The sequence below is a fragment of the Rhodococcus sp. PSi06 genome, from assembly GCF_054960675.1.
The window spans coordinates 308809-330509 of the sequence record NZ_JBHNYO010000001.1 but is presented as its reverse complement, the minus strand read 5'-3'; the positions used below and the strand labels follow the sequence as shown (position 1 = coordinate 330509).

The window sequence follows — 21701 nt, the reverse complement described above, 5'->3', positions numbered from 1 at the left end:
ATGCGGGGAATCATTCTGGCGGGCGGCACGGGTTCGCGTCTTCATCCGATCACGATGGGCGTGAGCAAGCAGCTGGTCCCGGTCTACGACAAACCGATGATTTACTACCCACTCTCGACCCTGATCCTGGCCGAGATCCGCGAGATCCTCGTCATCACCACACCCCAGGACGCCGACCAATTCACCCGCCTCCTCGGCGACGGCTCCCAATTCGGCATCTCGTTGACCTACAAAGTCCAGCACGAGCCCAACGGTCTCGCCCAAGCCTTCGTCCTGGGAGCGGACCACATCGGCACCGACTCCGCCGCGCTGGTCCTCGGCGACAACATCTTCTACGGCCCCGGCCTGGGCACCCAACTCTCCCGCTTCGACACCATCGACGGCGGAGCAGTGTTCGCCTACGAGGTCTCCGACCCCACCGCCTACGGCGTCATCGAATTCGACGACAACCGCACAGCGATCTCGCTGGAAGAAAAACCGGCCGCACCGAAATCGAACTACGCCGTCCCCGGCCTGTACTTCTACGACAACGACGTCATCGCCATCGCCCGCGACCTGCACCCCTCCGCCCGCGGCGAATACGAGATCACCGACGTCAACCGCCACTATCTCGACGCCGGCCGACTCCAAGTCGAAGTCCTACCCCGCGGCACCGCCTGGCTCGACACCGGCACCTTCGACTCCCTCCTCGACGCCTCCAACTACGTACGCACCATCGAACAACGCCAAGGACTCAAGATCGGGGCACCCGAAGAAGTCGCCTGGCGACGCGGATTCATCACCGACGACGAACTCCGCGCACGCGCCGAGACGCTCGTCAAATCCGGCTACGGCCGCTACCTGCTCGACCTTCTCGACCGAGGACACCGATGACCTTCCGTGAACTGACCATCTCCGGCGCCTACGAATACACCCCACGCCAATTCGGTGACGACCGCGGCGTGTTCTTCGAATGGTTCAAAGCCGGCCTCTTCGCCGACACCACCGGCCGCACGCTGGACCTGCAGCAAGCGAACTGCTCGGTCTCCGCCGCCGGCGTGCTCCGCGGAATCCACTTCACCACCAACCCACCCGGCCAGGCGAAATACGTCACCTGCGCCCGCGGCGCATTCCTCGACGTCATCGTCGACCTCCGCGTCGGCTCCCCCACCTTCGGGCAATGGGACAGCGTGCTCATCGACGACATCGACCGCAAAACAGTGTTCCTCTCCGAAGGCCTCGGCCACGCCATCCTCTCCCTCGAAGACAACTCCACCGTCATGTACCTGTGCAGCCTCGAATACACCCCCGCACTGGACCGCGACATCAACCCCCTCGACCCAGCCCTGGGCATCGACTGGCCCACCACCGCACGCGACGGATCGCCTCTGACCTACGAGCTCTCCGACAAAGACCGAGCCGCCCCCACCCTCGCCGAAGCCCTGGATACCGGCAGCCTCTCCATCTTTCACGCCGCTGGGCGTCTCTAAACCGAACGGTCTTGGAGATGCGTGGCGCCTAACAGTCCGAACCCTGGATTGTGTGGATGCGGCGGGCGTGGAGTCCGTAGTTAGCTGAAAAAGCTGCTTGCGCAGCGGTTTTCGCGAACCCTTGATCCTCTGCATCAAAGTCGGTCCCCTTGTACGCTGTCCCAAGCATGCTCGGCGTGCTCGAACGGAGCAGGTATGAAAAAGGCGTTCATAACGGGGATCACCGGTCAGGATGGCTCATACCTGGCGGAGCTACTGTTGTCCAAGGGATACGAAGTGCACGGATTGATCCGCCGTGCGTCGACCTTCAATACCTTGCGAATCGAGCATCTGTACGTCGACCCCCACGTGTCCGCAGCAAAGTTGTTCCTTCATTACGGGGACCTCAGCGATGGCACACGAATGTTGATGCTGATGGCCGATATTCGGCCCGACGAGGTCTACAACCTCGCTGCGCAGTCGCACGTGCGGGTTAGCTTCGACGAGCCTGAGCACACCGGTGACACGACAGGAATCGGATCCATCCGGCTTCTCGAAGCAGTGAGACTGGCCGGAGTGAAGTGCCGGTTCTATCAGGCATCGAGTTCTGAGATGTTCGGAGCTAGCCCGCCACCGCAAAACGAAGACACTCTGTTCTATCCGCGCTCGCCGTACGGGGCGGCGAAGGTCTACTCCTACTGGGTCACTCGGAACTATCGCGAAGCGTATGGACTCTTCGCGGTCAACGGGATCCTGTTCAATCATGAATCACCCCGGCGCGGTGAAACATTCGTGACGCGCAAGATCACACGGGCGGTAGCGCGTATCAAGGCAGGTGCCGAGAGTCGGCTCTACATGGGCAACCTCCATGCCATCCGAGACTGGGGGTACGCACCTGAATACGTCGAGGGGATGTGGCGGATGCTGCAAGCAGATCGGCCACAGGACTACGTGCTCGCCACCGGCGGTAGCTACACGGTGAAAGACTTCCTGACGGTCGCTTTCGAGCACGCGGGCCTCGACTGGCGGCAGTACGTCGAATTCGACGACCGCTATCTCCGTCCCACCGAAGTGGACGCATTGGTCGGCGACGCAAGCAGAGCAGAAAGGGAGCTGGGCTGGAAAGCATCGGTCCACGCGCCCGAACTCGCGCGAATCATGGTCGATGCGGATTGCGAGGCTCTCGCCCACGAAGGACGGCCCTGGATCGACACACCTGTGTTGACGGACTGGCCATGAGCACACTGGAGTCCACGCAGAGAGCGAGAACGATCGACCGCGAGGCAACGTTCTACGTTGCCGGCCACAAAGGGTTGGTCGGCTCGGCAGTATGGCGGCACCTCGGAGGCCGTGGCTTCACCAACCTGATCGGCGAAACCTCGACCGATCTCGACCTTCGCGACCGCGCTGCGGTGTTCGACTACATCGAACACAACAAGCCGACCAATCTTGTACTTGCCGCAGCCAAAGTGGGCGGAATTCTCGCGAACAGCACCTATCCCGTCGACTTCATCTCCTCGAACCTGCAAGTGCAGGTCAACGTACTCGATGCAGCGCTACAGTTCGGTGTCGAACGGGTCCTGTTCCTCGGGTCGTCCTGCATCTACCCCAAGCACGCAGCGCAACCAATCAAAGAGGAATACCTCCTCACCGGTCCCCTCGAGCCGACCAACGATGCCTACGCAATCGCGAAGATTGCCGGAATTCTTCAGATTCAGTCGGTTCGCAAGCAGTACGGACTACCGTGGATATCCGCGATGCCGACCAACCTGTACGGCCAAGGTGACAATTTCTCACCCCAAAGTTCGCATGTCCTGCCCGCACTCATACGCCGATACGACCAAGCTGCCCGGGACGGAACAGCGGCAGTCACCAACTGGGGCAGCGGTTCCCCCAAGCGAGAGTTTCTGCATGTGGACGACATGGCCTCCGCGTGCTTGCATCTGCTGGACCACTACGACGGTCCCCGTCAGGTCAACGTCGGTACAGGTGAGGATCAGACCATCAAGGAAGTTGCAGAGATGGTCGCCGATGAAGTCGGCTACTCGGGGCGAATCGAGTGGGACACATCGAAGCCCGACGGGACTCCTCGTAAACTGCTGGACGTATCGACGCTGAAAAACTCCGGATGGAAACCTGCAATCTCGCTGCGCGAAGGTATAGGTTCGACGGTTCGATGGTATCGGGAGAACATCGACCGTATACGTCAGTAGGCACGCAAAAATGGCATCCACATCACTCCGGGGATCCGCACCGCAGCATCGACATCGTCTGCGAATGCAGGCGATGTGTTCCCAGGCGACTGCTGCGGAATCGTGCGTCAGACTCCGTTCGCCTGCAGCAGCTCGGCGAACGCTGGAGAAACCTTCGTTCCGTATTCGATTGTCATGTGCGAAGAATCGGACTTCATCGGGGTGGTTCCGACAAAGCTTGGGCAGTAGTTGTCCGGTGTACAGAACAGAACGCGGGTGTCGACGTAGGTTCCGCCTACTCGATAGGCGAGATTTCGATCCGCTCGCGATCGTGCCGTCCAGAGATCCGTCACGCGGCTGAGACAGTCGACCGGCTTGCTGGTGCGGGTATAGCAGTCGGCAGGCTTTTTGTCGTTCGGAGGAGCTGCCAGGAACAGGATCTTCCCGACGTTCGAGGAGAATTGGTCCACAAGGCGCTTGACCCCTGGGACCCACAGGTCCGATGCAATGTCGGTATGCAAGTTGGTGATGATCACGATGTCGGGCTTTACCTCGTTGACCGCCGCAATCGCCGCGGCCTTTCGTCCCGGGCACGCTGCCACGGTCTCTGCATCCTGACTGGCGACCACCATATCGACGAAGGTGCACCCGAACATTGCTTCCGAACGAACCTTCCACTGGCCGCCGCTCGCCTCTGCGAAATTCTTGATCGGTTGCACGAAACTCATAGCCATCGAATCCCCCAAAACCATGATCGTCTTGGGCGCATCGGCGGCTCCCCAGGTGCATTGAGCCGCGTCGGGTCGGTTGACCAGGCCGCACTCGGCGATTCCCTCTGGGGCTTGGGCCCCGATGATCGCTTGGTCCATCGTGGGATTGAGCTCCGGCCACTCTGCTGCGTTCACCGCTGTGTCGATTTCGGCGGCCAGTTCTGTTTCTGCCGGCCCAAGGGGGACCTCGGGCGCGCCCGAGGCGGCCGCCGAGTCAGGGGAGGCCACGGTACGAGCGGGTGGTGTTGCAGGCGGATCGATCGGCTTGAGCGAGAAGGCCGCCACGGCGAGAGTCACCAACGTCAGGGCACCCAACCCTGCGTACCGCAATGAAGGCGACGTGAATTTGTGGCCCAGCTGGTTCTTTCGCTTGCGCCTGGACTCGGCACGAACTGCTTTCGGCTCGAGAAACTTCGAGTGCCGAACTGGGTTCTCGACGAAGTGATAGGACGCAACCGACAGCCCGAACGTGGCGGCCAACACCGTGACGTAGTAGTAGACATCGACGTCCATGATCGACCCGAGAGTCACGATGATCGGCCAGTGCCATAGGTACAGCGAATACGAGATGTTTCCGATGTAGACGCTCACCGGGTTGGTCAAAGGCGCAAGATAAGGAGTGGGGCCGCCGATTCCTGCAGCTATCACCATCGCTACACCCAACACTGGCAGCGCTGCGGCAGGGGCGGGAAACCCGCTCGATTCGCTGATGACGAACGCGCCGACGGCGATGCTAGCCAGGCCCACCCACGCCAGCGGCGCGCGGGCACCCCGAGGTAATCGCGAGATCCAGGCGGCACCGATTGCGAGTAGTGCCCCAACGCCCAACTCCCACACCCGCGTGAACGTGGAGAAGTACGCCCACGTCTGGTTGGCCCCCGTGTCGTAGAGGGCCCACAGAAATGATGCTGCGACGACAACGCCCATCACTACTGCGGACAGGATTCGCTTGATGTTGCCGTTCCCCGCCCGCCGTGTCACCAAGACGCCGATGAGGAACATCAGGGCCGGCCAGACAAAATAGAATTGCTCTTCCACCGACAATGACCAGTAGTGTTGTAGCGGAGATACAGCGGCGTCGGCGTTGAAGTAATCGGTTCCCTCGATCGCGAACCGCCAGTTCGATGCGAACAAGAATGCCCACAGCGCATCCGTCCAGATGGATGACGCGCGACTGGTTGCGAAGACCAATGTGCCTGCTGCACAGGTGATGAGCAGGACCAGAGTCGCGATCGGAACGATTCGTCTGATGCGTCGGCGGTAGAAGTTGGAGAACGATATCGAACCCGTTTTGTCGTACTCCCGCAACAGGAGCCCGGTGATCAGAAAGCCGGACACGACAAAGAAAACGTCGACACCGATGAAACCCCCACGTGGCCAACCGAATAGGTGGTCGACGATCACCAGGATGACTGCGACCATTCGCAGCCCTTGAATATCGAGGCGCTGATGTGGCACAGGAATTCTACGACGGCGTATCGGTGGCGACTGCTGGGTCGTAGCCATTTCGCGGTTCCTCACGAAGAGTTGTGACAGTCGATCCCGACCAATTCAAGCCTGCGGCGAATGGTAACCCAACAGTGCCGACCACGCCTCGGTGTTGCCTTCACTCTCGACAAACAGGTCAGAAGATTCTTTCTCCGATCTGCTGGCACGGTGTCAGCAGTAGTTGAGAAGCATTCGCGCCGCTGACTACCCGGGCGGTACTGGATGCAGTATGTGCCGAGTTGAGGTGGCAGATACTCTCTCTGAATGAAGCCGCACAGGCGCGATGCCATCGCTACGGATATCGGTCAGGTTGTGCGCGACGTGATTCTCAACAGGGCAGTTGCCAGCGGTGCGCTCCCGAGGCGTCTTCGTCCCCGCCTACTGCGTGTTTTGGGTCAGGACATACACCCCACCGCAGTGCTCAATCCAGGGATGTTCCTGGGCGCGTGGTCTGGGCTCACTATCGGCGAGCGCACTTTCGTCAACTACGGATGTTTCTTCGACCTCGGTGCGCCCATCGTCCTCGGAAACTACTTGGGTATCGGGTACGAGACGATGTTCGTCACGTGCAGTCACCACGTTGGACCGGAGTGGAATCGCAGTGGCGCGGAGCGCAACCTGCCGATTGTCGTAGAAGACGGCTGCTGGTTGGGTGCTCGGGTCGTGGTGATGCCGGGAGTGACAATCGGGCGGGGGTGTGTGGTGGCGTCGGGCAGCGTGGTGGTTGCGGACTGTGAACCGAACTCGCTTTATGCAGGAGTGCCGGCGCAAATGAAGCGTCGCCTTACTGCAACCGACGGTCGATCGGCAACCGAAGACCGGTACTGAGTTCGTGTAATGCGCCCTGAAACCATGCTGTTGACTGGTTACTCGCAGATTTCGGCGGACGAGTAAATGAATGTCCGTTTTAAAATGCATGTTCCGTACCGCACCTCCAGATAGCGCGGTTGGAGTAGCTTTCCTATCCTTGAGCATTCTTCGGAATACAGCGTTAAGCTCTCAAAACGAACCGCCAGAATTTCGCTGAGGCGGTTCACCTGACTGTCGAATTGGGGTGAATCGTGAGCGTTTCTTACCGCAACGACGATCTTACGGCCCCATATTCGGCCCGATTCGACGACCGGTCGGTTTATTTGGATGCGGCTGTTGTAGCGCGACCGCGCCCGGCGATTCCTTTACGGCCGGTCCGCCGTAGGCCTGCCACCGTGCAAGTTTCGCGCGTATCGGTCGCGACGCCTCCGAAACTGTTCTTTCCCGAGCGACTGCGGCTGTTTCTCCTGGGTGCAACATCCGGGTTGCCGCTGATGAACTTCACGGCGACGGCATTTTCGCTGGTATGTATATCGGTGTGCGGTGCATATTTCTTGCCGGGATCCCAGCGCCGAAATTTCACTCCGCTGCTGCTGGCCGTGGTCGGCACCGCTGCCTACCTCATGTCGGCAGTGGCCAACGACACCAGCCTGCTGTCGCCAACCGTGCTCGCGTTCGCCGCGTTCGGACTCTATGTCTGTGGTATCTCGGTGCTTGCTCGCGATCTGACTCGAATACTCACTGTCGCGCTAGGGCTCGTCACAGGATCTGCGGCATTCTATCTCATTTTCGGCACCTACCTCACAGCATCCGGCTCGCTCGACGATATTTGGAAGTACGGAATTGCCCCTGCAGTAACAGTTTTCGCGTTATACCTGGCGGCAATGATGCGGATGCGAGCGGTCGCCTCTTCGGCCCTGCTGCTCGCACTCGCCTTGGTCAGCCTGATGCTCAACTTCCGATCGCATGCCCTGGTGTGCTGCGCTGTCGTCCTGCTGCTGATCCTGGCGAAGTACCGTCGAGGCGTACTGTCCATCGTTCCCCGACTGTGCGCTGTCGTCGTCTTCGGATTTACCTCTTCGTGGGCTCTCGAGTACACGGCTCGTGAAGGTTTCCTCGGCCAGTCGTTGCGCGAGAAGGTGCTTTCTCAGTCCGATGGTTCTGTACCAATGATTCTGGCCGGCAGAACAGAGCCGGTTCTGTCGATCACATCAATCCTGGACCGTCCGCTGCTCGGCTGGGGACAGGCGAACAACATCGCTCCCGAGACGTACGCGCACGCGCAGCAGGTTGCTTTGGGGCTCGGGTTCGACCGGTCGTTCCCGTTCCAATACGCCTGGAAGTTTCCAGACGGTTCGTTGTCCCTGCACTCAATTGTGCTGGGTTCGTGGGCAGAGGCCGGAATCCTCGGACTCTTGTTGCCTCTGTGGCTGCTGTGGGCCTGCTACCGGCTGATATTCGTGTCCGAGGCGGCAGGTCTGTGGACGCCGCTACTGATGTACTTGGGCGTACAAGGCGTGTGGGACCTGTTGTACTCACCGTGGAGCTACAACCTGCCCGCCATGTTTGCCGTGATCGCCACCAGTTGTATCGCATTGGAAGGCAAAGGAAGACACCGAGCGGGGTCGAGCTCAGGCTCGTTTCGAAGGCGAATAACCCCTCCGACTGTCAGGACCGCCAAATGAACAACGCTCCCCAAGTATCCGTGGTGATCCCCACCATCGGACGTACGTCGTTATTCGAAGCCGTCGAATCGGCACTCGACCAAACCACGCCGGTCCTCGAGGTCATCGTTGTCGCCGACACCCTCGAACCACTGTTGTTGCCGGACGATTCGCGCGTCCGCGTAATTCGCACCGGCCCGGGTGGCGGCAGCAAAAATGCGCGTCAACTGGGTGTCGAACATGCGCGGGGCACGCTGATCGCCCTGCTCGATGACGATGACCTGTGGCATCCGTACAAGCTGGAACGGCAACTCTCTGAGGTGGTCGATATCGGCCACGAGCGCTGGATCACTTCGTGCCGCTGTGCGGTTCGAACCCCGGGCAATCGGGAACGCATATGGCCGCGAACCCCGATCGCAACCCAGCAGCCCGTAGCCGACTACCTGTTCCGGCTGCGCGGAATATCGATGGGCGGTGGCCTCTTGCAGACGAGCACTCTTTGTTTCCCTCGTTCCCTCGCGGTTCGGGTGCCATTGAACTCGGCATACGACTCGATTCACGATGAGCCGGGCTGGCTCATCGAGCTGCAGAATGCTGTTGACGGTTTGGCCATCTATCAGATCCCCGAATGCTTTTCGATCTACAACGTCAGTGTGGACTCGATCTCTCGAAGTCAGGTGGATCGCACCGACGAGTACCTCGCGTGGGGGTATGAGCACCTTGCTGCCGAGAATTCGCGCGTACGCGGCGACTACTACCTCACCAGTGTGGTGACTGCGGCCGCGGCGGCACATTCGCTCAACGGCATCAGGCGTGCGATCTCCTTCGGATTTGCACATGGCAGACCTGGGCCGGGGGCCATGTTCTACGCCACGGCCAAGTTCAGCAGGTTGGCTATGTCTCGGGCAGTACACAACCATCATCGGGATTATGCGCCCGCACCGCGCCTGCCTGCCGAGGGTACGACGAGGGAAGTGGGCCATGCCCGCTGAATCGCCGCATTCTCCAGCGTTGTCCGTTGTGACCATCAGCTACCGAGACTTCGAGGGGCTCGAGCGGACTATTCGCAGCGTGGCCGAACAGTCGTACGCGCAGATCGAACACGTGGTGATCGATGGTGGGTCCGGCGAACGGGTCGAGGAGTTGCTGCGGCGCACGCGGCCGTCGTACTGGCAATCTCGAGCCGACGGAGGTCGTTACGACGCGATGAATCAGGGCATCGACCGCGCCCGCGGTGATGTGGTGTGGCTTCTGCACTCCGGGGACTGTTTTGCGGACGCACATTCAGCGGCCGCTGGAATGCGCATGCTCGCCAGTACCGGACATATTCGTCAGCACTGGGGCTATGGACGTGTGCGCCTCACAGGCGACCGCGCGCGAGAAGGTGTGGAGTGGGGCTACATCCCGTTCGAGATGAACAAATTTGCCCTGGGAATTCGGCCCATCCCGCATCAGGCCACCTTGTTCGGTCGAGATCTGATCGACCGGATAGGGCCGTACGACGCCAACTTCGGGCTGGCGGCCGACCACTTGTACATGCTGCGAGCGGCGCAACTGTGCAAGCCAGTGACGATCGAGCAAGTGCTGTGCTTGTTCGACGCGGTGGGGGCGGGAAGTGTCCGGTCGCAACGAGAGCACTTCATAGACGTGCGGCGCGCGTGGGACGAGGCTCACTTCTATCCGTTCGGTCACCGTCGCGTGGCATCGCTGTACTCACGCATCGTGGAGTGGGTCGCCCGAGCCAAACATGGACTGCGCATTGCCCTTGAACCGCGCCGGTCCCTCGAGCGCTTCTCAGGCTCCAGGACATCCGAGGCCGGGTCGCCATGATCGGCAGACACCGAAGGGACGATGAACTCGGAACCGTCGGTGCGCCCGACGACTCGCGCGTGCTCGATCAGCCGACTGGCCTCGACGCTGCCGAACGTCGAGCCATTGTGCTCAGCACACTCTTTCGCATTGCAGGCACTCCGGTTGTGGCACTTGCCGGCCTGGTCAGTACGGGATTGGTGATCAGAGCCACCGGCCCAACCACATACGGCTTGGTGGCGTTGGTCGCCACCATCGGACTGCTGCTGCCGTTCGCGGACCTCGGCATCGGCGCTGTAGTGACCAGTGCGACCTCCCGGTCCCGTGATCCAGGTAGCGACGCATACGCCGTAGAAGTGATTCGGCGGTCCTATCGCGTTTTGTCGCAGGTCTCGTTGGTGGTGGTCGGGTTGGCCGTCATCGTCATGGTGTTCGACGGCTGGGGCATGCTGATAGGGCTGACCACCGGACCGCAGGATCGGCTCGTCATCACCATCGCCGTCGCCCTGTTCGGTCTGACCATTCCGGCTGGACTAGGGCTCCGCATCCTGATCGGCGTCGATCGCACTCAGCTCGCAGTGGTAGTAATGGTGAGCAATTCGTTGTTCGCGCTCATAGTGACCGTCGGGATGTATCTAGCCGGTGTACAGGGCATCTGGTACGTGATCCCTCCGTTGGCCGGAGCGTTGATCGGTAATCTCGTTGGCACCCTGCTCGCTCTGAAGGTGTCTGGCCTAGGCCGTGATGTCTTCCTGCGCGGTACCAGTCGGGTTCCTACCAGAACGCTTCTCGAGGGTTCGCTGTGGCTGTTCGTGGTGAGCCTGGGGATTCCGTTCGGACTTCAAGCCCAGCGGGTGGTGCTATCGCACTTGTCGACCCCCGTCGAACTGAGCAGATATGCGTTGATGGCACAGTTGTACGGTCTGTGCTGGTCGGTTTTTTCGATGGCTGCCCTCACGTTCTGGCCGATATTTGTCAAACGACGGGGCCAGACCGAGCAGACCGTACGGCTTTGGGCCACCACCACTGCAGCCTTCGGAGCCCTCGCAATCCTGGCAGCGGTACCGATGATCGTGGCCAGTCCCTGGCTCGCACACTTACTTTCTGGTGGGTCTATCGATGTATCAGTTTCGCTTGCAGCATCATTCGCAGTGCTGCTCATTGTGCAATGTTTCCACCTGCCATCAGGAATGTTGCTGACCAAGCCCACCGAGGCTCGCTGGCAGGCCGGCTGTCTGATGGCAATGGCCGCCGTGACGACAGTCGCCGCAGTATCGATAGCCGACGAGTACGGAGCGGCAGGCGTCGTTGCCGTGACGGCAGCAGCCGTGGTGCTCTGTCAACTGATCCCGGACCTCACATGGATTCCACGGATGGTGCGACGGCGCGAGCCGGAACCGCCCGCCACATCGACTGGAATGCCTGTGTCATCCGAGCGCGCATGAAATGGCTGCGCGCCCCACGAACGGTCGGACCGAGGAAGAAGCAGGCGAGGGGAAGAACATCATGAAGGTCACACTGGTCGGTCTGAACTACAAGCCGGAGGTCACCGGAATAGCGCCGTACACCGCAGACGTTGCCGAGGGCCTCATGGGTCGGGGCTACGACATGCACGTCGTCACCGGGTTTCCGCACTACCCTCAATGGAATACCGATCCACGGTATGCCGGCTCCGTAATCGCGGAGACCGTCGCCGGGGTACCCGTCACTCGGTATCGCCACTACGTTCCACCGAGCATGACAGTCAAACAACGGACGCATCTGGAAATGTCGTTCGGCGCGAGAGTGATTCGAGGTCGACTTCCGTCCTCGGACGTCGTCGTCTCCGTATCGCCCGCTTTGGTCTCTACAGGATTTGTTCTTGCACGCCTGAAAGCTCGTCCACACCGCCCCGCCCTGGGGGTGTGGGTGCAGGACCTGTACAGCAAAGGCGTTGTGGAGACTGGGACGTTGCACGGGCCGAGTGTGAAGGCGACCAACAACCTTGAGTCCGGGATACTTCGGGCGGCCGACGGTGTGGCTGTGATTCACCAGCGTTTCGCCGAACATGCCGTGACCGATCTGGGTGTCGCAGCAAACAAGGTCACCGTCATTCCCAATTGGACACACATGCCCCACCAAGAGCCGATGGACCGAAACCACGCACGTGACCTACTCGGTTGGTCACGTGATGATGTCATTGCACTGCACGCAGGCAACATGGGTCTCAAGCAAGGGCTGGAAAATCTGGTCGACGCAGCTCGCGAATCCGACCTCCGTGGCGGCCCGGTGAAGTTCGTCTTGATGGGCGACGGTAATCAGCGCGAGATTCTGGAAGCAACAGGAGAGGGTGTCTCATCCCTACGGTTCGTCCGGCCGTTGCCGGAGAAGGAGTTTCGCGCCGCCCTCGCTGCTGCCGACGTTCTGTTGGTCAACGAGCGGCCCGAAGTGGCAGAGATGGCCGTGCCCAGCAAGCTCACGTCCTACTTCGGTAGCGGCAGCCCCGTCATAGCGGCCACTGCAGCCGGGAGCGTTACCGACCAAGAGATCCTCACGGCAGGAGCAGGAATTCGGGTGGACCCTGCGTCTCCGATTCAACTTCTCGAGGCTGTTCTAGCACTGGCCGCCGATCCGGTTGCGAAGGAGCGGTTAGCGGCCGCGGGTAGAAAATACGTGCTCAGCAACATGTCTCGAGAGGTTGCCCTCGACCGATTCGAGGCGTGGGTACAGCGACTCGCTCAGATTCACCCGAGGAGGTCTTTCACGGCCGTGTAGGAGAGCTTCGGGGTGTAGTCGGACCGGAGCAGGCCATAGTTGTAGTCCTGGACAGGATTTCCGGTGTCCGAGTCCCGGTAGTCGAAGGCGAATACAGGCCCTGCGTACGGCAATTGCCGCATGCCGGTTATGCCGTCGACCAGAATCGCGGCCTGTCTTTCCTCGCTCACCCCGGGGGACGTTGTCATCGTGGGTGCACCGAACTCGGTGAACCAGATCTTCTTGTCGCCGTCACCGTGCTGTTCCATCACTGCGCGGACTCCGGCTATATCCTTCAGCGAACTCCAGCCTGGTCCGGGCTCGCTCAGAAGGTCCGGAGAGCTGTATGGGTGCATCGCTACCGCATCGAACGCCTGCGAACCCGCACATCGGTACAAGGAATCGACAAAGGTTGCCGGCGAGATATCACGATCGGAATCGATTGTCGGTGAGGTGGGTCCGGTGATCACCAGTGCGCCCGGAGCAGCGTCCCGGATTGCCTGCGAAGCCTGGGACAATATGGAGCAGTAAAGGATTGAATCTGCTCGGGGGCCGAAGCTGGCCGCGATGTTCGGTTCGTTCCACACCTCCCACGCCGTGACTCGGTTGCGATAGCGGGCCGCAGCCACAGCTGCGAATTGTGCGAATCGATCGGCCGCAGCGGGGGCTGGATGATTGACAGGAGCACTGTTCACGGGCACAGCCCATGTAGGAGTCCATGTCATCAGACCGAGGACGGGTAGACCTCGTGTGGACGCGGAATCGATCTCGGCATCGATCTGTCTCCAGTCGAATTGCCCTTCGATCGGTTCGACTTCGGACCACTCCACCGGTATCCGCACGGCGTCGAAGCCGGAATCCGTCACACCAGCGATATCGCGGTCGGCATTGGAGTCTGGCATGTCGATACTTGCCACGTTGCTCGCCACTCGTACCGCATTCCAGATAGAAGTGGGATCGACCACGGTTTCGGAACTGGGTTCGGGCGCAACGTCGGTAGTGCACCCGGAAGCCAGAACGGCGACCAGGACGATCGACGTGACGACTCTCCTCCCAGGCACCCGACAAGTATGGCGGGTGGACAGGCCGGGTGCACCCCCATACATTTGAACGATGGCGTACACCGCGCAGAAGTCGTTGATGATTCCGCTCGCTCGTGTGTGGGCCACACCCCTCTGGTTGGCGGTTCGGGCCTCGCGTGAGGCCGATGTGGTGCGTCAAGACGTCGATCGGTGGATCGAGTGCATCGGGAACGACGCTCTCGACCCACTCGATCTCTTTTCGCGCTTCGCCTACCTCGCTGGAGCGCTGACGGAGTTCCGCAACGTGGTTCATTTTCGGTTGCGCTCCGGTCCTCTGTTGATTCGGCTGCTGGCGCGCATCTTCTACCGACCTGAGCGCAGCCTTGTGATCGAGGCAGAGACGATTGGGCCGGGTCTATTCATTCATCATGGAACCGGCACTATCGTGCATGCGCGATCGATCGGCAGAAATTTCTGGGTCAATCAGCATGCAAGCGTGGGATTTTCCGCGAAGGGGATTCCGACTATCGGTAACAACGTGCGAGTTTCGGCGGGGGCCGTCGTGGCCGGTCCTATCGATATCGGAGACGACGTGGTGATCGGAGCCAATGCTGTCGTCGTCAAGGATGTTCCCGCAGGAACAGTCATGGCGGCTCCGCTCGCGCGGCCGCTCGGGAGTTGACCGTGTCGGTGCGCTCACTGGCATCTTTCACCGGTGTCGGTTACGACAAGGGTCGTCCGGTTGCCATTCAGTTGCTCTGGATGTTGGTGTCGACCACCGTGCTCGGCCGGTGGTGGTTTCCGGCATCGGCGCGCGTTGCGGTGTTGCGGCTGTTCGGCGCTCGAATCGGCGACGGTGTCTTGATCAGGCACCGTGTGCGCATTCATTGGCCTTGGAAGCTCAGCGTCGGCGACAACTCGTGGATCGGGGAAGGGGTGTGGATACTCGATCTCGAACCGGTAGATATTGGGGCCGACACCTGCATCTCACAGGATGTCCTGCTGTGCACCGGCAGTCACGACCGACGGTCGGAGCAATTCGAGTTCGACAACGGGCCAATCTCGATCGGTGACCGCAGCTGGATCGCTGCCAGAGCGACTGTGCTGCGCGGTGTCACAATCGGCAACGATGTGACGATCGGTGCTACGGCACTGGTGACGACCGACGTCGACGACGACATGACTGTGCTCGCACCCGCCGCCCGTAGATCGGAGTGAACGATGCGAATCCTGCACGTCGTAACATTGATCTCCGAAGATGGAGCTTACGGCGGACCCGCGCGGGTTGCCCTCAACCAAGCCGAGGCATTGACCGGACTGGGTCACGAAGTCACTGTCGTGGCGGCGGGAACCGGCGTTCCTCCGAAGTCGGGCGCTGTGAGTATCGAGCTCTTCCATCCGCGACGAGTACTGCCGCGCAGCGGATTTGCCGGACTTGTCGCTCCTGGAATGATTCGCTGGATTGCCGAGAGAGCTGCAACATTCGATGTCGCCCACATCCACCTCGCCCGTGATCTGGTGACGCTTCCTGCAGCTCGGCTGTGCCGAATGCGGGGACTGACCACGGTGGTGCAAACCCACGGGATGATCGATGCAAGCGACAAGCGGCTCGCGGCACCCCTAGATGCCCTGGTCACCCGATCAACGTTGCGTCGAGCAGCCGCAGTCTTCTACCTCACCGAGCGTGAGCGAACCGATCTGATCGGTGTCGCGGGGCAGCGGATGAGATTGGTCAGATTGATCAACGGCGTTCCTGCCCTGCCGGAGCAGGCTTCGGACATCGGTCTCGAGGTGCTTTTTCTTGCTCGGTTGCATTCGCGGAAGCGCGCGGATCTCTTTGTCGATATGGCCAAAGTCATTGTGCGTGAACATGATTCCGTATCGTTTGCTCTCGTCGGTCCAGATGCGGGAACTGGCGAGGCGGTAGCGCAAAGGGCCGAGCCCAGGATCCGGTGGGAGGGGCCGTGCGCTCCAGACCGGACCGCGGAGCGCATGCGGATGGCCACGGTCTATGTGCTTCCCTCCGCCGACGAGCCCTATCCGATGTCTGTTCTCGAAGCTATGGCGGTGGGGCTGCCCGTGGTGGTCACCGACAGTTGCGGCCTCGCAACGGATATCACGCGCATCGGGTGCGGGATCGTGGTGCCAGCCGGCGAACTGCAGCCCCTCGTCGATGCAGTGCGGTTGCTCCTAGATGATGAGGACCTGCGCGCCGCGATGGGCACACGGGGCCGAGAGGCGGCGCATAGCGAATTCGGCACAGACACCGTCGCACAAGTATTGGACGGAATATACCGCGCAGCGTCAACATGTGTCTCGGGGTAGAACCGCTCCGCTGCTTCAGTTTGCGGTCACTTTGTTGGGGTGCGGTTGCCGTCGGCCTACAATTCGACGCTGTACGTCGACGACATGTACTGCCGGAGGGGCCATGAAGAACCTCAGTCACCCCAGAGCGGACTGCACTCGCTGGCTGATGGCGGTGTGGCCGGCGTTGTTCACATGCGCACCATCGGGCAGAACGTTTGCCGGATCGATTACCGGTGGATCGAGCAATGACACGTATTTAGCTCCGAAAGCTTCGGCGGTATCGCGGACGTCCTTATCCAAACCGAGCACGGCCTCGGTCGTGTCGCCCGGCGTCGATGGGCCGACCGCGACAATTTCGACGTCAGGCAAGGCATTGCGAATCTCGACAAACGTGGTAGCTATGGCTGCCTGGACAGCGGCAGGGTCGTCCTCATAGCTGGGGAAGTCGTTCTGGCCACCCGACACCACCACGATCGACGGATTGATCGCCACGGCTTCGAGCGCGGTTGTCTGATAGCTGGGGCAGGTGTCCAATCCACACGCCGCGAGGCCGGCGGTCTGCAAGTAGCCAGTACCTCCGAGGCCGAAGTTGCGTTCGTCCCAATTCATGGCCGCCGACAGTTGGGACGTCCACTTTTCGGTCGATGGTTCCGCGCCTGCGCCCTGCGTATAGGAGTCGCCGATGAACGCAGCAACAGGTTTCGATGCCGTCGTAGGAGTAGGGCGTGCGGAATCCGCTGCTGAGGTAGAACCGGCCGAAAAAGGTGCTGGGACCGATTCTTCGCTGATCGGGTTTTCCCGGCTGACAGAAACAAATACACCTAAACCGACGAATGCAACGACCGCGACGACCGCCACTCCACCGCCGATCTTCCACCACGAGTCCCGAGATCTTGCCATAGTGGGATTGTGCCCGAAACAATCTCCGCCGGTCGTGTCTTCGATAAGACCCGTCCCTCGTTAGGGTAAGTAAGCCGGGGTGGCGAGCATCACGTCGATTTCGCGGCTGTGTACGCGCTTGCCTATCCTCGCAGGATGATCATGGGGGCGCTGCAAATTCGGCGCTCGACTCGTTGTGTGTGTGTCGTGAATTCGGGCTCGGCCACGCGAGGAACGTCTCTCAACGGGGCATTCGCTTGATAAACGGGCGGAATCCAACCCAGTTCGACCGTCAAGATTCTGTTGCAGCTCATCCAGGTCACGGGAATCAAGTACCTATGTAACGATTGAGCCACGCAGTGAAGCGTCGCGAGTTGTACGAAACGAACGAGGAGTGCGGAGCATGGAGATACAGGATTATCTGAAAATCCTGAAGGCGAGATGGATCATCATCGCCGTCACCGTGGTCGTCGCGATCCTTGGTGCCCTGGGCGCGTCCCTCCTGACCACCCCGATGTACGAGTCGAGCGCGAGAATGTTCGTTTCCACGTCCGGTGGTACATCGGTGAGCGAGACCTACCAGGGCAACCTGTTTTCGCAGCAACGTGTGGCGTCCTACTCCGAGTTGGTGACCAGCGAAGCGCTCGCCGCTCGAGTTCTCGATGTACTTCCGCTCGGTCTGACGCCGTCACAGCTGGCCGCGAAGGTCAAAGCATCGTCGACTCCCGATACCGTTCTTTTCGACATCACCGTCACCGATGCATCTCCCGCTCGTGCTCGGGACATTGCCAACGCGATGGCGTCGGAGCTCACGTCTCAGGTTCGCGATCTCGAAACCCCAGAGGATGGCGGAACCCCGTCCGCCGGGGTGAAGACATTCCAGCAGGCGGACGTGTCTGCGACCCCGGTAAGTCCCAAGACCAAGCGCAACCTCGCTCTCGGTGCCGCGGTGGGTCTGCTGCTGGGCATCGCGTTGGCGGTGTTGCGGGACCGTTTGGACAACACGATCAAGAATCGTCGCGAAATCGAAGCAATCTCCGGTAAGGCGCTCGTCGGCACCATTCCGTTCGACAAGGAACGTAAGGCGCATCCGGCCGTCGACTTCCAGGACCTCGCTCAGTCGTCCAGCGCCGAGGCCTTCCGTGAGCTTCGCACCAACTTGCAATTCCTCGAGGTCGATCATCCGCCGCGCGTCATCGTCGTCACCAGTGCAATTCCGAGTGAGGGGAAGACGACTACTGCGGTCAACTTGGCAATCTCGCTTGCCGAGGCCGGCCACCACGTTGTTCTCGTCGAGGGTGACTTGCGTCGTCCTCGTATCTCCAAGTACATGGGCCTCATCGGATCCGTCGGCCTGAGCACCGTTCTTGCGGGACAGGCCCAAGTGGACGAGGTGCTTCAACCGACCCAGTACGAAGGTCTGCAGGCCATGGCCTCCGGCCCGATTCCGCCGAACCCGTCCGAGTTGTTGGGTTCGGAAGCGTCTCGCGCCATGCTGGTGGAACTGCGCTCCAAGTTCGATTACGTCATCGTCGACGGCGCTCCGCTGTTGCCGGTCACCGATTCGGCCGTGGTGACCACCCACGCCGACGGCGCCCTCCTGGTCACCCGTTACGGACACACCAAGAGCAACGAATTGTCCAGGGCCATCGGCAATTTGGAGACAATCGGCGCGCACGTTCTCGGTGTGGTGCTGGCATTGACGCCCTCGAAGAAGGGAGACATGTACAGCTACTCGTACAACTACACCGCCGACACCAACTTGCCCAAGCAGGTGACACCGCCGGTTCCTGCGCCCCCGCCCGCACCTCAGGCACCCGCGGTCCCGTTGTCGCCCGTCGCCCCACCCGCTCCTGCACCCGTCCACGCTCCGCAGCCGAGGCAGTCTGCACCACGGTCCGCTTCCGCATCTCCTGCTGCTGGTCCGCGTACCGCGGAGGCGACGAGGGATTCCGAGACCTACCCCCGATCTCCGCGGCCGGAGACTTCGCCCAGAAACGGTTCGGAGAACCCGAGACTGCGGAAGTAGTTGTTCGAGCCGGGACTCTAACTCGATCGTGCAGAGTTGGGCTTCGACCGTCCGCTCGCGCCGATGACAATCCCCGCGAGGGTCATCGTCGCCAGTAGTAGCGGCGTCGAAATGTTGGGAAGCTGCGCCGTGGCTGCGACCGCGACCAGTAGCTGAAGAACCGCAGTGAGCCTGGTGCCGATGCTCGATTCAATTTTCCTGGGCTTGCTCATGTGTAGCTCCTGACGTCCATTCGTTGATGACATCGTCGAAGCTACATGGCTTTGTTACGCCAAAAATGTTGTGCAGCAATGCATTTTAGGCGTTATGTGCCGCTCGGAGGAGGTGCTCGACAGGTGTTATGCACCCTTTCGGGCTTCACGCGCCGAAAGCTCCACGTCACACCGGGTCGGCCCGTTAGAAAAAGGGGGCGCATAACAACAGTTATGCACCGAACGCACGATTTTCGGCGCGGGGCGGTTGTGAAAGTTCATTCGATTGAATGACCACGCATAGGCGGCTGCGAATGGTGGGCAGTAGTGAATCGCGCCGTTGGTTGCTAGAACCGACCCTCGTATTCGGTGAGAATGAACAGCGCGACGGCGGCAATTATGAGTATCGCCAACGCAATCCAAAGGAATGGATGTGTCTGTTCTGGAGGCCGAATATCGTCACCGCGTCTTTTTCCGATCACAGAACAGAACTGTAAGTCAGTGTCTGAGTAACCGCACTACCCCGTCGCTAACTGTGACGAAAACGCCGTGGGTCTCAGCACTGCGGAACGTCGATGCTCACTGTGGGTTGATCCACCAAAGGCTGCACGGGCACGGTCGCCTCACCCGCTGCAGAGGGCTCCTCCAGCTCCCATGTCACAGTCTGTGACTTGCCCGGCGGAATGGTGAGGTACGCAGCCTGCACCGGCCGGCCCAGCTCGGTGCCGGCCTGGATGGAGAATCCCGTGATGCCGTTGACCTTCATCGACGTGATCTTCGCGCCCTGAGTGCCGTACAGGTAGACGATCGACTCGTTGGTTCCGTACTCCGCCGTCGGCTGGAATGTGCTCGCTACGTAGGGCGTCAGGCCGTTTGGATCCACGTTGTTGGTGAGCGTGGCTGTGACCGTCGACTTGCGGGTACCTGCTGTGCAGGACTCGGCCGTGTACTTGATGTCGCGGGTGAGGTAGTAATCGAGCTTGTTGCCGCCGGCGTTGTTGACCACCACGTTGGCGTACGGGGCCGGGCTGTCCGGTAACACGTGACCCACCTTGGTGCCGGCCAGAATTGCCTGCTCGGCCGGGTCCGCGCTCCACACTGCGATACGGCCCTCGCTACCGGCGCGGCCTACCGCGTCGAGCAAAGATCTGGTGGGTGCGGCACCCGTCGTCATCTTCTGCACTACCGCTGCAGCGATCTCCTGCAGGTAGGCCTTACGGGCCAACTGGTCGTCGCCGAACCTGGAATACGCCGTGCTGAGGGTTATTTCCACGACGTTGTCGGCCGTGATCTGCTCACCGTCGGCCAACGTGACGGGGCCCGTGGCACCGAGGATGTAGCTCAACGCAATCGGGTCGGTGGCGATAGCGCCGTTGAGCGCCTCACCGGTCTGCTCCGTCCACATGGACGACCAGATCTGGCCGGCGTACGGAAAGTGCGGGCTTGCATTCGAGTTGCGGAAGTCGGTGGTGGTGTTGCGTGGAGCCCATAGCGCGTTGTATTCAGGCCCCAGATCGATGGGCTGCTCCGCGAACTCGAGTTCGTTGTTGCTGCCGAGCGTATCGACCCGGGCCGTACCGTTCTCGGCCCGAATGATGCCGTAGCCGCCGAGCAACCCGCCGGTGCCCCGAGCTTCCGCATTGGTTTGGAACGCGAGGAAGTAACTGCGCGGGCCGTTGTCGCCGAGCATCGACGGCAGCAGTTCGCTCGCGATCCGAGTGTTGGTGAGCAGATTTGCGAGGTCATGCGTTTGATCGATCAGTGACGTGCGGGCCTCGTTCACTACGCCGAGGAAGGCGGGCTCGTCTACCTGCTGGGCCTGCGTGCTCAGCTCGTCGGCCGCTGCCGAGGTCTGCTGCAGTACCGGTTGCGCATCGCGCAGGGCTGCGGTGTCCACCTTGCCGCCGCCCTCGACGAGACTGCTCGGATTCAGGCTGGCGCCCGCTGCCGACGCGGGGGCAAGCACGTCCACGGCCAATCCCTGCACCACGTCGCTGATCTGCGCTACCGACTTCAGGGGACTGCCGAGATACGGAACGGCTTTGGCGATGGAAAACGGGATGGACGTCGTCGCCGAGACCGCATCGTCCGCGGAGTCGGCGGCGCGCGCCGCGGCTGCCTCGGCTCCGGCCGAATCGCCGTCGAGCAACGCGTCCTTGGCCTGAGTGGCCGAGTCGCGAGTGGCGGTCAAACTCGACTGCGCGGAATAGGACTCGTAACCAAGCCACACCACAAAAGCAATGACAATGACCAGTAATACCCCCACCGTGATGAGAATCGGCCGCTTTCTGCCCGATTTCCGACCGCGGGTATCGGTGGAAGTGGTTGCCATCGTCGGTGGCCTCTCGGTCGAGGAATG

Annotated in this window: 19 protein-coding genes; 14 read left to right on the top strand and 5 right to left on the bottom strand. The window is 61.0% G+C overall.

What is annotated here, in order from left to right:
- The 4 genes from rfbA (at position 1) to ACFI9K_RS01630 (ending at position 3661) form a co-directional block, all read left to right on the top strand.
- Positions 1-873 (top strand): glucose-1-phosphate thymidylyltransferase RfbA, encoded by an 873-nt coding sequence (gene rfbA / locus ACFI9K_RS01645; protein ID WP_462661907.1) that lies wholly within the window; start codon positions 1-3, stop codon positions 871-873.
- Positions 870-1469, top strand: coding sequence for a dTDP-4-dehydrorhamnose 3,5-epimerase family protein (locus ACFI9K_RS01640; RefSeq protein ID WP_462661906.1), 600 nt, complete (start codon positions 870-872; stop codon positions 1467-1469). The genes rfbA and ACFI9K_RS01640 overlap by 4 nt, the downstream gene beginning before the upstream one ends.
- 195 nt (positions 1470-1664) lie before the next feature.
- A complete protein-coding gene (gene gmd / locus ACFI9K_RS01635; protein ID WP_462661905.1) occupies positions 1665-2687 on the top strand; it encodes a GDP-mannose 4,6-dehydratase in 1023 nt (340 codons plus the stop codon).
- Positions 2684-3661, top strand: coding sequence for a GDP-L-fucose synthase family protein (locus ACFI9K_RS01630; RefSeq protein ID WP_462661904.1), 978 nt, complete (start codon positions 2684-2686; stop codon positions 3659-3661). The genes gmd and ACFI9K_RS01630 overlap by 4 nt, the downstream gene beginning before the upstream one ends.
- Positions 3662-3768: 107 nt before the next feature.
- On the opposite strand, the gene ACFI9K_RS01625 is transcribed toward ACFI9K_RS01630, so the two are convergent.
- Positions 3769-5916 carry an acyltransferase family protein gene (locus ACFI9K_RS01625; RefSeq protein ID WP_462661903.1) on the bottom strand — a complete coding sequence of 716 codons (2148 nt, stop codon included), beginning with the start codon at positions 5914-5916 and terminating at the stop codon, positions 3769-3771.
- Positions 5917-6162: 246 nt separating this feature from the next.
- Here ACFI9K_RS01625 and ACFI9K_RS01620 point away from each other — a divergent pair, with 246 nt between their 5' ends.
- The 6 genes from ACFI9K_RS01620 to ACFI9K_RS01595 all read left to right on the top strand — a co-directional run bounded on the left by ACFI9K_RS01620 (position 6163) and on the right by ACFI9K_RS01595 (position 12935).
- A complete protein-coding gene (locus ACFI9K_RS01620; RefSeq protein WP_462661902.1) occupies positions 6163-6726 on the top strand; it encodes an acyltransferase in 564 nt (187 codons plus the stop codon).
- Between the two features lie 377 nt (positions 6727-7103).
- Entirely contained in the window at positions 7104-8393 is a 1290-nt protein-coding gene (locus ACFI9K_RS01615; protein ID WP_462661901.1) for a hypothetical protein, read from the top strand.
- Positions 8390-9364, top strand: a complete 975-nt coding sequence (locus tag ACFI9K_RS01610; protein WP_462661900.1) for a glycosyltransferase family 2 protein — start codon at positions 8390-8392, stop codon at positions 9362-9364. Before ACFI9K_RS01615 ends, ACFI9K_RS01610 begins: the two co-directional genes overlap by 4 nt.
- Positions 9354-10202, top strand: a complete 849-nt coding sequence (locus ACFI9K_RS01605; RefSeq protein WP_462661899.1) for a glycosyltransferase — start codon at positions 9354-9356, stop codon at positions 10200-10202. Before ACFI9K_RS01610 ends, ACFI9K_RS01605 begins: the two co-directional genes overlap by 11 nt.
- The gene (locus ACFI9K_RS01600; RefSeq protein WP_462661898.1) at positions 10199-11626 is read left to right on the top strand and encodes a lipopolysaccharide biosynthesis protein; all 1428 of its coding nucleotides are present in this window, start codon (positions 10199-10201) and stop codon (positions 11624-11626) included. Before ACFI9K_RS01605 ends, ACFI9K_RS01600 begins: the two co-directional genes overlap by 4 nt.
- A 61-nt stretch (positions 11627-11687) precedes the next feature.
- Positions 11688-12935, top strand: a complete 1248-nt coding sequence (locus ACFI9K_RS01595) for a glycosyltransferase (RefSeq protein WP_462661897.1) — start codon at positions 11688-11690, stop codon at positions 12933-12935.
- On the opposite strand, the gene ACFI9K_RS01590 is transcribed toward ACFI9K_RS01595, so the two are convergent.
- Positions 12905-13975, bottom strand: coding sequence for a cellulase family glycosylhydrolase (locus tag ACFI9K_RS01590; protein WP_462661896.1), 1071 nt, complete (start codon positions 13973-13975; stop codon positions 12905-12907). The genes ACFI9K_RS01595 and ACFI9K_RS01590 overlap by 31 nt on opposite strands.
- 52 nt (positions 13976-14027) lie before the next feature.
- Here ACFI9K_RS01590 and ACFI9K_RS01585 point away from each other — a divergent pair, with 52 nt between their 5' ends.
- Genes ACFI9K_RS01585 through ACFI9K_RS01575 form a run of 3 tightly spaced genes read left to right on the top strand, consistent with a single transcriptional unit; the run spans position 14028 to position 16261 of the window.
- A complete protein-coding gene (locus ACFI9K_RS01585) occupies positions 14028-14618 on the top strand; it encodes a serine acetyltransferase (RefSeq protein ID WP_462661895.1) in 591 nt (196 codons plus the stop codon).
- Positions 14615-15154, top strand: a complete 540-nt coding sequence (locus ACFI9K_RS01580; protein WP_462661894.1) for a DapH/DapD/GlmU-related protein — start codon at positions 14615-14617, stop codon at positions 15152-15154. The genes ACFI9K_RS01585 and ACFI9K_RS01580 overlap by 4 nt, the downstream gene beginning before the upstream one ends.
- A gap of 3 nt (positions 15155-15157) precedes the next feature.
- Positions 15158-16261 (top strand): glycosyltransferase, encoded by a 1104-nt coding sequence (locus tag ACFI9K_RS01575; RefSeq protein ID WP_462661893.1) that lies wholly within the window; start codon positions 15158-15160, stop codon positions 16259-16261.
- A gap of 117 nt (positions 16262-16378) precedes the next feature.
- On the opposite strand, the gene ACFI9K_RS01570 is transcribed toward ACFI9K_RS01575, so the two are convergent.
- Positions 16379-17101, bottom strand: a complete 723-nt coding sequence (locus ACFI9K_RS01570; RefSeq protein WP_462661892.1) for an SGNH/GDSL hydrolase family protein — start codon at positions 17099-17101, stop codon at positions 16379-16381.
- Between the two features lie 424 nt (positions 17102-17525).
- Between ACFI9K_RS01570 and ACFI9K_RS01565 the strand changes: the two genes are divergently transcribed.
- Complete coding sequence (locus ACFI9K_RS01565; RefSeq protein WP_462661891.1) at positions 17526-19151, top strand: tyrosine-protein kinase domain-containing protein; 1626 nt, start codon at positions 17526-17528, stop codon at positions 19149-19151.
- A gap of 17 nt (positions 19152-19168) precedes the next feature.
- Here the strand turns inward: ACFI9K_RS01565 and ACFI9K_RS01560 are convergent, their stop codons facing one another.
- Both ACFI9K_RS01560 and ACFI9K_RS01555 read right to left on the bottom strand, forming a co-directional pair.
- The gene (locus ACFI9K_RS01560; RefSeq protein WP_462661890.1) at positions 19169-19363 is read right to left on the bottom strand and encodes a hypothetical protein; all 195 of its coding nucleotides are present in this window, start codon (positions 19361-19363) and stop codon (positions 19169-19171) included.
- Positions 19364-19898: 535 nt separating this feature from the next.
- Positions 19899-21674: a DUF4012 domain-containing protein gene (locus ACFI9K_RS01555; protein WP_462661889.1), complete on the bottom strand. Its 1776-nt coding sequence runs from the start codon at positions 21672-21674 to the stop codon at positions 19899-19901.
- Positions 21675-21701 lie beyond the last annotated feature (27 nt).